Here is a 12,955-nt window from a genome sequence, read left to right as displayed (position 1 = left end):
CAATGGCTATCGGAATCACAGATAATACATTTCAACTTAATATTGTAAGTGCGGAAGGTACGCTGTTTTCAGGTCCAGCGTATGCCCTAGCCGTTTCTGGCGCTGATGGTGAACTGGGGATCCGCCCCGGTCACTCCCCGCTTCTCAGTAAGATCAAACCGGGCGTAACGGTGTTTGTCACAGATCCTAAATCAGAAGGCCAAGTGCTGTATGTCTCTGGAGGGATGCTGGAAGTTCAACCGGATGTCGTTACGGTGTTAGCCGACACTGCCTTGCATGGTAAAGACATTGACCGCGCTCGCGCAGAAGAGGCGAAATATGCGGCTCTAGAGAACATCAACAAGGGCAATGTCGACATCAATTTTGCACAAGCTCAACTGGAACTGGCGAAAGCTGTCGCTCAACTTCGTGCATCAGAATTAACGTCTTCTCGCACACGTCACTGAGAATAGAGCTTAGATTTTTGTTGATTCTAAATGCAGAAAGGCTCACTAAATAGTGAGCCTTTTGATATCTGCTTAACGCAAACCGAGTTCTAACGTTGATTAACGTCTTAAAAGAATAATGTTAGAAGAATTCAATCGAATTACGGCCGCTTTTATCGTCACGTGTTGGCTTAGGCGTATCCGCTTTCTTTTTCGGTTTCTTCTCTTTTTTCTCTTTCTTTGGTTCAGCCTTTGCGCTTAGCATTTCAGCTTTGCTTTTCTTAGACTCTTTCTTCTTAGAATCCTTTTTAGACTGACCTTTCTTCGCCTTGTTATCTTTTTTAGGCGCTTCTTTCTTTTTCGGCTTGTCTGATTCTTCTTGTACTGGCTGATCACACACCACTACATAGTACTCTTGGTTGAACTCGAAGAAGTCACCATCGTACATTTTGCGACGCTTACGCGTTTCTAGCTCACCATTTACCGCTACGTAGCCTTCAGAGATGATGTGTTTAGCTTCACCGCCACCACTCACTAGGTTAGCAATTTTAAACACCTTGTAGAGTTCGATTGGCTGTGATGAAACATCAATACCAATGGCTTCAATTTCAATCTCTTCGCCTTCTTCGCCAAGCTCTTGGCCTTCGTAATCAGCGTCTTCATAATGTTCTTGGTCCATGGTGACCTCTACCTAAATATGTACTTCTGGAATATTGGGCGCAGTGTAATCTTAAAACAACTAAATGACCATGTTGAATTTATAGCTCAAGCCGAGGAAACGACAAGGCAAAACACGCACCATCCAAGTAACTTTCACCAACAGTGACATGTGCTTGGTGACGGTCACACACCTGTTTAACAATAGCTAACCCTAAACCATGGCCCGTTTTCCCCTTGTTCCTCGCTGCATTAGCGCTGTAGAAAGGATCAAACAAAAAAGGCCAATGCTCCGCTTCAACGCCTTTACCGTCATCATGAACCTCAATAACAAATTCATTGTCGGTATACCACAACTCAATAACGATCTTAGTATCGGCAAACTTAAAAGCATTCCTTACTATATTATCCACCGCCCTATTGAATAACTTTAGATCGACATACAAAGAGGCTGGGACTTTTAGTGGCACCTTAATGAGATCGAGTGTTGTCTCTTTCTCCCAAATGCTAAAACGCTCGTTTAGCCATTCATTGGCATCAATAGGTTGCTTAAGCAATTCAAAGCCCCCTCTTTCCAATCGAGCGTAATACAATAGCTCATCAACCATGTCTTCCATTTCATCCGTATCAGCAAGAATACGGGCTATCGCTTTAGATTGTTGCGGAGTTGGTGCTAAGTCACTCAACAACTCAGCCTGCCACTGAATTCGGAATATAGGCGTCCTTAGCTCGTGAGCAACAGCATTAGTCAAAGACTTATTACTATTGATTAAGTCTCTTATCTTGTCCGCCATAACATTAAAGCTACGGTTTAACGTACCTAATTTTATGCTATTTTTTTCGGAAGCTCTTTCTAGTAGATCCCCATGAGAAAAAGCAACCGTCGCCATTTCAAGGTTATTTAATCGGCGCTTGATTCTCCAAACCAAAAACAAGCCGCTAAACGCGAAACCTGTTATTGCAAAAACCCAAATAAGCCGGTTTTCAAATTTGATTTGCTTCCTCAGATAAGAATTTTTGTTCTTAGATAACTCATATAAATCATCACTTCCAACTAACCTTAACCACAGGAAGTATTCGTCATGGTAGTAAACATTTCGGCCTTGCTGCTGAAACGCTTTTCTCACTAGTTCTGGAGCGTTATCAAAAGGTATGATTCGCAGGTTCTGCCGAGTCTTATCCGCATAACTTTTCAATAGATTCTGCGTTTCAAGCAAACCTTTTTCACGGAAAACCACATCAATTAATTCTTGATAAGCTTCTGCTTCATGGTCTCGTAATATGTATTCGTAGTCAGTGCTTAACTTGTAAACAATAAAAGCATAGGAATATATACTCACTAAGAAGATGACTGTCAGCCCCGCTAGGTATTCAAAATAGATACGTCGCATATTATTTATTCAGCTACCGTTACCAACGTTCTGGTACGAACAAGTAGCCTTTACCTCTTACAGTGATGATCTTTTTAGGTGGGACAGTTATGTCATTAAGCTTTTTACGTAAGATTACGATTTTATTGTCGATAAAGCGGTCAATGCCATCGTAATCAATACCTCTCAACTGTTGAGTCAAAAAATTACGTGACAACACCTGTTCTGGCGAGGAAGCCAATAGCCAAAGCAGTTCAAATTCACTCTCCGCTATGGATATATCTTTTCCAATATGCGTACAGGCTTTGGTTGTGCGGTTTAAATTTAACTTACCAAAAACTAACTCATTCTTACTCACTTCAGCACTTATTGAACTGTCAGGAGTGCGACGCAAAAGCATCCTCACTCGAGCAAGTAATACTCTTTGGCGAATTGGTTTACTAATAAAGTCATCGGCGCCAGTTTCTAACGCTGCAACATGGTCAAAATCATCATCACTAGCTGTAAGAATGAGTATCTTTCCCTTAAACTGACTCCGGACTTGCCTACAGATAGTTAGCCCATCAACTTCTGGCAACATAAGATCAAGTAGAACAATGTCGGGCTGAATATTTAAGATTTGCTCACTCGCTGATGCGCCATCAGAAATAGTGATTACATCAAAAGATTGGCTTTCAAAATATTCCTGTAACATCTCTCTTAAGATGGGATCGTCTTCTACGATCACTAGTTTCGGGTTGGTCATAAATCCTTCTCACCATTCCTATTACTACCTTGCGAACCCCCGCCTCTCTATTGCGAAATTCAGCACATTTTTTTACATAGCTTATATTTATAAAAGTAACAAAAACATCTATATAACATATAAATAAAAGGTAATGCAGCTAAAAATAGACCAAAAGCTCTTAATTTTAGACTCAAAAAAACCGGTCACCTTAGTAAGGTAACCGGTTCAATTTATGGGTTTAATTAAACATTTGTTGTCTAGTCATCATAAACAGGGAACTGTTCAAATGCGCGACGATAATTCACGTACTCATTAGAGCTCCATAACCTCAATTCTTCTGGGTCATAGTTGTACACTTCTTTATGAGCCGCATTTGTGGAACTGGTGTTGTTATCCGCAATCTGATTACCAAAGATTTGTGCTAAATCGAATATACGTTCGTGCTCTTCATCTTCGAATTTACCAATCGAGCTATTTTGTACCGTCTGCAAACTGGATTGAGAGTTACACTTACGTTTCATGTGATCTTCGGTCGACTCGCCATCGACTTTAAATCGTAAACACTTCTGACCATCTTCATCATATTCTTCGAACTGATTATCAAACATAAAAAAGCGTGCGAAACCAGTGGTGTCACGAAGAGCAACGAGCGCCTCTTTATCACCGACAGCGATAATACGAGCTTCGTTGCGATCTCGCGTATTCTTAAACACAGACAGCGCGTTACGGACTCGGTAAGGCAAACCGTTTAATTTTTCTACGCGAGCTTGCTGCTCTTCTGTGTATAAGGCGCGTGAAGCTAAAGCATTTGCAAGTGTGTTACGTGAACTCAACGAGTAATTTGTCCCTTTCCAAGTAAAGTTAATCCCATCTTCGTCGGCATAACTACTATTTGCATAGTTGACATGGATAGAGTCGCTAAAACCAGATACTGAGTCACTCAAACCATATTCATTTGCACGATTATACTTGTTTAGGTTAGCTAATAAGGTTCCAAAGTACGGCACCTTCGTATCTTGGCTAGCTCCCTCAGTCCAATACACAAATGCTTCATTACCGCCCATTGAGAAATAGCGCTTCATTGGCCACAGGTATGAAGGTGTAGCCTCAATTGTTTCGGTAATGTCTTGTTTGTATTTCAGAACCGTTTCTACGTAATCCCCTTTCCCATCAACAAAGATAGCTTGGCGAGCTTCAGCTCTACCCGTTAAATCGGATAGATACGTATACAAGTGTGAAATTTTGTCTGACATATCAACCAACGCTAAGCTCGAATTCTCAGTTGATTTGAATGGTGTATCACGCCTAACTAACATCTGTGCTGCTAGTAGTTTGTCTGGCCATACGCCTAACAAATCGACAGAAGAAGACGATGTTTGATAAGGGTTGTTCGCTTTTAAGCTCGCCCATACTTTTCCATCTCGAGTTTCAGAGCGAATGACGATCTCGTTAGCTTGACTTGCTAACATCTGAACTAATTCCTCATCGAAACAACTGGTTGGAACATCGCGATTTTGCGACATGCCGCCCTGGTAGGTTAACCAAAGGTCAGATAACTTAGCGAAACGATAGCGGTTAGGAACTCCAACAACACCACTCAATTCTTCTAATTCACAAACTTTATCTGGTGCTGTTAGCACTTCTAAAAAGAAGTCTGCTGCCAAATTTGCTGCATTATAAGTATCACAAATTGGACGAATACCCGCAGACAAGTTCTCTAATGGAATAGCGTTACCGCGAAAATCCACACAGTTGTTTCCGGCTATTTCTTCAAAAACCTGCCCTTTGTTATTCGTCGTATTTGCACCTAAGTAACGAGCAAACATAAAGTCAATTTCACCAACGTTTTCAACGATATCGCGAATTTTTTGGAACTCCCCCATTCGATATAAGAAGTAGCTATATTGATGAAATTGTTCAAATCTCTCACGTCCATTTCTTTGGTTAACCGTGTCGTAGCTATCTTTGTATCGCTGAATTCTAAACTCTGTGGCTTCTTGAAGGCTTGTACCTTCATCAAAACGATCACATAACAAGTTAGTGGTCGTGTGTTCATCCGTACAATAGCGATAGCTCACTAACGAATCTGGAATACCATTTTGACCAGCGTTAGCTCTCAAGTGTGCAATAACACCCGTCGGATAAACCTTATAGTCATTAGATAACTGACGGTCATACTCAGCCAAAGAATAGACTTTGCGCTTTTGTGCTCCTGTGGCGTCTACTACAGCGACATCGTCTCCCTCGCTATTGGTGTTAACGATAAGTTCATTTGTTTCAACCTGACGAGCATAAGCGAAACGTAAAGCGGCCTTGTCATACTTACCGAACGTCAACAGTTCATCAAATATTGATGCACCGTAATCCATGATCGAACTGTACGCAGCTGGCTTATCAAGGTGCCCAATTTTGCTTTGTGCAAGCTCAGCCTCTGTATAAAAATGGCTTTCGTCCGTTGAACCCATAAAGTTATGACGTAAACCAAGGTTATGCCCGAGCTCATGAATCAATGTTGATTTAAACATATGCTTTGAAATCGCTTGGCTTGCTAGCTTCTGCTGATCAATCGTTAGCGCTTCCCACGTTTTCATTTTGCTTTGATCAGCATCGGCGAAGAAGCCACCTTGAATATAGTCTAAACCCTTCACTAAGCCCTTTGACTGGGTACTTAACCACATCGCATCAACGCTATATACATTCTGCTCAGAGAATCGCTTCAACATATCTTGGCGTTTATAGAATGATTGCAAAGCGAGGTCTTGGTTGCTGGTATCGTATTTGAAATCCAAATCGGCTTCAGGCAGTGAATCGACTAAATTATCTTTGCCCACCAAATTAATTTCGCGTTCACTCAACGCTGGAACATTGATCGAAGGTCCTCGATCTTCCTCGAGCATTTTATTGAACAAATCGATTTCGGTTGGCTCAGAGCTTGATTTCGAAGCGTTGCTTTTTTCCGCCACAACCACAGGTTGTACTTTTTCAATTTCTTGGCGGTTGTAACGCTTAGCGAGATCATTCCACGTATGGCGACTTGCGGAACGAATCACACCTAAATATTGGTTAACATGCGCATGAATAATTTCACCCGTTAATGGGTTAGTGGCAGATGGGCCATAGCCAAGAAGTCCGTTGTCAACCGGATCCGCGATCAGGTTGAATACGTTGTAACGTAAGTCACCCGTTTTTACACCCGCTTTCTTGTCACTATTAACAATGTTAATGCGAGGAACACCTGTGCCTTCTAATGACTGATTTACCTCTTTCATGGTATCGAGCGTAAGTTGCAGGTACGCTTCATTGCCATCATCGAAGTAGCTGTCGCTTAAGTAGTAATCGATCGACTCTAACTTGGGATTGAATCGGTTAATATAAGAAAAACGAGAACCCTGTACGTTACTCTCACCAGTGTGAGTTTTTACTTCTTTGCTATCGTTGAAGAACCCAAAGTATGCGCTGTCTTGGCCTTGGTAATAGATAGGTTCGTAATTTTCACTTGCTAACCTATCAAGCTTAACAAGAGAATAGAAAAAACGTGTTTTGAATGATAAGTCTTTAAGCTCGCCACCAAACTGGTATTGATCTTCCGCTTCTGCAGTAAAGGTTCGTTCTACTTCAACGTTAATTACCCCATCTTCAGGATCGTATTCGTATGAAATCAAACGAGGCTCTGCAGACTCCGTAACATTACTGGAGGTATACCAAGCTCTAATTGTGTCTTGAGATAGTGATTTAATCTCTTCATATTTAGGTACAAAGTGTGTGGCTTGATCCCAAGAAACGTCTTCATCTGCGTTAATTTCTTCTTTATTTGTACATTCGCCATAACCGTTCTCAGCACAGCGATACTGACGGAATTCTCCAGGAATTTTAAGCACAGGAGCACGGTTAATTTCCGTATCCCAACGACTTTCATCTGTCGAATTCACTTTGTCGCGATCAACTTCTTCGACATAAATACCATTAGTTTCATCAAAACGAAGCGTCACCAACTTTGGATCGCCTTGGAAAAAGCCGCGCTGAGTCATTGCATAACGAGGAGCATCGCCGGTTGACGGCATGTACATCCAAAGTGATTCCGTATCTAAAGATTGAACAGAAATCTCTTCGGTTGGTTTTTCATAGGTGTCATAGGCACGATCTTCGGCCCCACACCCGCTGAGGATTGTGGCAATACTTGCTGCGATAATTGCTTGTTTAAACATAATTTACCTATATTTATAATTATATTAAATTTTTACTTCTAACTATTTAAATTCAATGCGAACGGAGCAATATTAGAATTGATAGTTAATCACTGCGTAATAAGTTGTTTTCTTTAAATCGACTAAATCATTAAGAGGGTTTGAGCCTCTTTCTGGATTGTAATAACTAATGCCATTAGTCAAACCAGCAGAAATAGAAATACTCTTAGTTATTTGGTAACCCACCTCTTCCCCATGTAATAAAGTTGGGTCAAACGTGCTCCCGTTATAATCCCATGACTGTCTAGGCATTACGAAAATGTTAAAATAGAAGTCTTCTGCAAAAACATAATCAAGAGAAAATTGGCTGCTCAATTGATATTCAATAAGCTGATTACCACCAGCTGTTTTATATTCGTGAAAGTTTTTTCTAAGTAATAACGTATTACTTAATGAAAGCCCTTCAATCCAATTATCGAATGGAGCACTCCACCTGACTTTCAACCTAGTTCCTAACGTTAGATCGTTCCTCCTTGACCATTTGGACGTTGGCAATATTACTCTCACCTCACCACTCAGTGATGAACCATCAGTTGGTTTGAATAATCCATTGCGCCCCCATGAGATGGACGTATCATTCCAGAATTGTCCCCTAGTCCCATATTCATCACCGTCGGACAAGTGGTAACCTGACGCCACAACTTGGAGTCGAGATTTGTCTGAAAACGAATATCGGACAACGCCAGTTGCAGAAGCCGAACGGTTTGCTAAAGACGCACTGTCTTCATATCCGTTTCGAGAATAGTCAGCACTAATGTATCCAGACCAAGGGTTTTCATTGTTTTTGGACTCCCACTCATCTTGCAAATTATTTGCTAGGGCGAGCGAAGGCGCCACCAGCATGAACGCTGGCAACATAAGTAGTTTATTCATATTTTCCTTCTTGTATTACACTTCCGTATTATATCTACATTTTCTTTTTCCAGTTTTAAGCCTGTTTAGCTAACCTCGTTGTTTTTATTTTATTCCTTTGAGATGGATGCGTTATTGGAATCGACGCCAATAGAGTTTTTGTATATTCTTCTTTTGGGTTTTTATAAACGTCTTCCACACTTCCAAACTCAATTATTTTACCTTTTTTCATTACGACCACATTATCTGAAATGTGCTTAACGACAGAGAGATCATGTGAAATAAAAATAATGGAAAGGTTCATCTCTTTTTGTATTTTTAGTAATAAGTTCAATATCTGTGCTTGCACAGAAACATCTAATGCCGATACTGACTCATCGCAAATCAATAACTTTGGCTTTAATGCTATTGCTCTTGCTATGCCTATACGCTGCCTTTGCCCTCCAGAAAACTCGTGCGGATAACGGGCTACGGCGGAGTGAGGTAATCCGATCTTATCGAGTAGCTCTAAAACCCATTGCTTTCGGTCTTTCTTTGAACCAATCCCATGAATAATAAAAGGTTCTTCAAGTATGCCGCCTACTGTATGCCTCTGATTCAATGATTCTAGAGGATCCTGAAATACAATCTGCATATCTCGACGAAGTGGACGCATTCTTTTTGTACTGTAATGGGTGATGTCTTCGCCTTCGAAAAAGATCTTCCCAGCGGATGGCTCATACAGTTTAAGTAATGTTCTACCAAGCGTACTTTTTCCACAGCCAGACTCTCCAACCAAACCTAACGTCTCACCTTGCTTCACTGAGAATGAAACGCCGTCAACAGCCTTGATTACATAACCTTTCTTAAATAGGTTCTTACCTGATAGAAAATGCTGCTTTAGCCCTTCAATTCTAATGACTTCTGACATAATCAACTCCCCTTGTATTCTGGGAATTCATTCAAATCAATTGGGTTGATTTGAATGGTTTGTTTCGGCTCGACATTGAGATCTGGAATTAAGCTCAAGAGTCTTTTTGTATACGGATGTTGTGGGTGATCGAAAAGTTCGAAAATTTCTGCATGCTCAACAATACGTCCGTCATACATCACAGCGACTTCATCGCAAATTTCCGCAACAACACCTAGATCATGAGTGATAAAGATCACTGCCATCCCGGTCTCTTCTTGAAGCTCTCTTATCAGTTCCAAAATTGATGCTTGAACCGTTACATCTAATGCAGTCGTCGGCTCATCGCATATCAAGATGTCAGGCTTACATGCAAGAGCTATCGCAATCATTACCCTTTGTCGCATACCCCCTGACAGGCTATGAGGGTATTCTTTAAAGCGTAGTTTCGGCATTGGAATTTCAACTTTCTCAAGCAAACCAATTGCGTACTCTATCTTTTCAGACTTAGACATCTGGCTATGGTGCAAATCCAGAACCTCGACAATCTGCTTGCCAATTGTCTGAACAGGGTTCAAGGCAGTCATAGGGTCTTGGAAAATGATTGAGATACGGTTCCCACGCATCTTATGCATCTCATGTTCAGGTACCTCTGTAAGGTCTGTATCACGATAAATTATTTTTCCAGCCGTGACCTTTCCATAAGGCTTAGGAAGTAGTCCCATAATAGACATGGAAGTTACGCTCTTCCCACTGCCCGACTCTCCAACCAAACCGAGTGTTTTGCCTGATTTCACGTCAAAGGACACACCTTTCAGTATCTTGACAATGCCCTCATCAGTATTGAACTCTGCTTCTAAGTCACGAACTTTTAATATAATATTTTGGTTCATTCCACGGTCATCCTTAGAGCTTATATCTGTCATCAATGATGGTGATGGGTGGATATGCCTTACCTTCTTTAGAAGCCAACTGAGTTTCTTCTTTTAGGTCTGTATCAATCCAGAAATTACTGGTATCTAAAATATTAAACATGGCGCCAGTCTTCTTCGTCATTGGGTTCTTTGGGAACTTAATCCAACGCCAGTAGGCATCTCGCGTATAAGGCACCATATAGCCAGGCACAATCACATACGCATCCTTTATTTTTCTTTGGATGTTCTGAGATAGCTGCTGTTTTCTTTCCATATCAAACTCAGAAATAAACGCCTCAATTTTTTGATCTAGCTCTGGTGAACTGAAATTTGTATGGTTATTAGTTTGAGGACGGTTGGCATTTGTCGAGTGAAAATACTCTTTGTAAGCTGGTATCTCCCCTCCGCCCATATTAAGAAAAGCAAGCTGGTGCTTTTTCTCGAGAATAAATTTGAATGCAGCAGAACCATCGACAAGATTTAAGTCGAGCTCTAAACCAGCTAACTTCGCTTGCTCTTTTAGATAGGCAATTCTTGGTGTCCAAATGTTGTAGCCATACGTAATCTTGAAACTCAAACGAAGCCCATTAGCATTCATTCGGATACCATCAGAACCGATATTATCGAAGCCTGCAGATTCAAAATAACCAATCGCAAGTTCAGGCCTAAACGGTGGCGGCTCTACGCCTTCTAAATCGTATTTTCCATGCCCAAACCCCATAGCATGAGGTTTTCTAGAGTAATCGCCTCGTAACACGTTTTTGATCATGCCGTCGAAATCAGTCGCGTACGTGATACCTTTCCGAACATTAATGTCGTTCAGCAGTGGCATGGATGTATTGATCCATAAACCGCCAGCGCCTTGTGGCCTTTGATTAAAGCCCCAGAATTTCTGTATAAAGCCATGACTAAAAGGTTCTGAGTTAGTTTTCTCATGCCACAGTTGAGGCTGTACCATTGCAAACGTGTCTAACTTTCCTTTTTCAAAATGCTTGCGTGCAATATCACTATCACGAATTACCTTGATGCGAAGTTTTTCCACGTTAAATCGGTTTTTATAATATTTATTTCCGTAACCCCACCAGCTATCACCAACATGTGAAAACGTAATGCTGCGGCCTTTATTTACTTTTGATATAAAATAAGGTGATGTTGTTGGCTCTGGCTTGAAGTTGTATTTGCGAACAAAATTATCATCCATGCCATCCTTATTCCCATCGTTAATATCAACAAAATGATGCTTGGGACGAGGCTGGACTCCGTGACTCGGCATATTGATAAGAGCCATAAGTTCATCATTACTTTTAGGCTCGGCCATCGTAATACTTATCGTATAGTCATCGAATTTTTCAACGGTCGTGATGCTATTGCGGAAAAAGTCGCTATACCAAGGATCAATAATGTCTTTGGAACGGTAATACGTAAGCATAAATAGATAGTCGTCAGCCGTTACCGCTTCCCCATCAGACCATTTCGCGTCAGGATTCAGTTTGAAATAAACCGTCTGGTGATCGTTCCCAAATGCCCATTCATTCGCCAGTTGTGGAATCCAATTGTCGGTATTTGGATGTCGTTGTGCCAATTTAGGCGTGCCATCCATTAAATAGAAACGAATACCTGAATTTGCGTCGGGGCCCACTGAACGTAATGTTTGTGGGAAACTAGGCATAAAGCTACGTAAAGTACCGCCACGCTTAGCCTCTTCAGAAGCAAAAACGGGATCATCCCAATTACTTTGCCATTCCAAGTTATTTGGTGTTTGTTGTGCTTGAGCTAAGAAACTCAACAACAAAGCGAATAGTCCGTATCTGTACATCATCACTTCCTAGTGCCTATCTATAAACTGTGTATTTTTTGGGATCAAAAGCCGTTCTTATCGCTTCACCGATGAATGTAACCATGACCAACACACCGACTATTGCCGTCACAACAGAGCCAACAATCCATGGCGAATCGAGATTCGACTTGCCTTGTTGAAGAAGCTCTCCCCAGCTTGGGGTCGGTGGAATAAGACCTAAACCTAAGTAGTCCAGTGCAGTTAATGCAGTGATATTGGCTGCAATAGTGAAAGGCGCCAGAGTGACGATCATCACCATCGTGTTGGGTAAAATATGATTGAAGAGGATTCTTGCTGTTGATGCTCCTAGCGCCTTTGCAGCTAACACATACTCTCGAGCAGATTCTCTGTAGGTCATCGTTCGCATGTACCAAGTAATGCCCATCCATCCAAAAGTCACATTGATCAATACAAACAGCATGAATGTGGGTTGTGCTATCGAGACCAAAATCATGATCACGTAGAGGAACGGCACCATTGACCAAGTCTCAATGGCTCTTTGAACAATCAGATCAAATTTGCCACCAAAGAAACCCATCGCACACCCCACCGTTACACCAATGCTGTATGCGATGACCATAGTTATCAGAGCAAACCCCATTGCTGTTCTAAACCCGTAAACCAATCGAGCTAAAATATCCCTCCCGATTACGTCAGTGCCCAAATAGTGCTTTGAGTAAGCACTTGGAGCATGTGGCGGATATTCACCAGAGAAGTCTTGTTCATACGGATTCCAAGGCACCAAAGGTAAAATCGCAAAGTCACCATTGTTTTTATCTTTAAGCGCTAATTGAAGTAGTCGATAGTTTGCCTCTCCCGAAGACTCCAAACCAAATGTCTTGCCGGAGTAAACATCAGATACAATTGGAAAGTAATATTCCCCCTGATAACGCACCACTAAAGCCTTACTGTTGATCAACGCTTCAGCAAAAAGAGACAGTAATAACATTACAGATAGAATGATCAGCGACCAGTATCCACGCTTTATTTGTTTGAATCGCTTGATCTGCTTTAGCGTCAACGGATTTAATTTAATCATC

The 12,955-nt window shown here is 41.4% G+C and carries 10 protein-coding genes; 1 reads left to right on the top strand and 9 read right to left on the bottom strand.

All coding sequences use genetic code 11. The features are described from left to right. Positions 1–2 precede the first annotated feature (2 nt). Positions 3–446 carry a F0F1 ATP synthase subunit epsilon gene (locus tag CWO27_RS08460; protein WP_048668867.1) on the top strand — a complete coding sequence of 148 codons (444 nt, stop codon included), beginning with the start codon at positions 3–5 and terminating at the stop codon, positions 444–446. Positions 447–567: 121 nt separating this feature from the next. On the opposite strand, the gene CWO27_RS08455 is transcribed toward CWO27_RS08460, so the two are convergent. The 9 genes from CWO27_RS08455 to CWO27_RS08415 all read right to left on the bottom strand — a co-directional run bounded on the left by CWO27_RS08455 (position 568) and on the right by CWO27_RS08415 (position 12,954). Then, positions 568–1,104 (bottom strand): RNA-binding S4 domain-containing protein, encoded by a 537-nt coding sequence (locus tag CWO27_RS08455; RefSeq protein ID WP_102431246.1) that lies wholly within the window; start codon positions 1,102–1,104, stop codon positions 568–570. Between the two features lie 79 nt (positions 1,105–1,183). Next, positions 1,184–2,473, bottom strand: a complete 1,290-nt coding sequence (locus tag CWO27_RS08450) for an ATP-binding protein (protein ID WP_017064731.1) — start codon at positions 2,471–2,473, stop codon at positions 1,184–1,186. Between the two features lie 19 nt (positions 2,474–2,492). Further along, positions 2,493–3,197, bottom strand: coding sequence for a response regulator (locus tag CWO27_RS08445; RefSeq protein ID WP_017064732.1), 705 nt, complete (start codon positions 3,195–3,197; stop codon positions 2,493–2,495). Between the two features lie 239 nt (positions 3,198–3,436). Continuing rightward, positions 3,437–7,384 carry a zinc-dependent metalloprotease gene (locus CWO27_RS08440; RefSeq protein WP_107898838.1) on the bottom strand — a complete coding sequence of 1,316 codons (3,948 nt, stop codon included), beginning with the start codon at positions 7,382–7,384 and terminating at the stop codon, positions 3,437–3,439. A gap of 72 nt (positions 7,385–7,456) precedes the next feature. Further along, positions 7,457–8,296: a hypothetical protein gene (locus CWO27_RS08435; protein WP_017064734.1), complete on the bottom strand. Its 840-nt coding sequence runs from the start codon at positions 8,294–8,296 to the stop codon at positions 7,457–7,459. 55 nt (positions 8,297–8,351) lie between these two features. Beyond that, positions 8,352–9,185, bottom strand: coding sequence for an ABC transporter ATP-binding protein (locus tag CWO27_RS08430; RefSeq protein WP_102479476.1), 834 nt, complete (start codon positions 9,183–9,185; stop codon positions 8,352–8,354). Between the two features lie 2 nt (positions 9,186–9,187). Next, a complete protein-coding gene (locus CWO27_RS08425) occupies positions 9,188–10,057 on the bottom strand; it encodes an ABC transporter ATP-binding protein (protein WP_102332934.1) in 870 nt (289 codons plus the stop codon). A 13-nt stretch (positions 10,058–10,070) separates the two neighbouring features. Continuing rightward, entirely contained in the window at positions 10,071–11,894 is a 1,824-nt protein-coding gene (locus tag CWO27_RS08420) for an extracellular solute-binding protein (protein ID WP_102479474.1), read from the bottom strand. A 16-nt stretch (positions 11,895–11,910) separates the two neighbouring features. Continuing rightward, complete coding sequence (locus CWO27_RS08415; protein WP_029235249.1) at positions 11,911–12,954, bottom strand: ABC transporter permease; 1,044 nt, start codon at positions 12,952–12,954, stop codon at positions 11,911–11,913. Between the last annotated feature and the right edge of the window lies 1 nt (position 12,955).

Origin of the sequence: Vibrio sp. 10N.286.51.C3, assembly GCF_003050065.1 — a bacterium.
In the GTDB taxonomy this organism is placed as follows: Bacteria; Pseudomonadota; Gammaproteobacteria; order Enterobacterales; family Vibrionaceae; genus Vibrio; species Vibrio crassostreae.
This window is presented reverse-complemented; position numbering and strand designations above follow the sequence as displayed.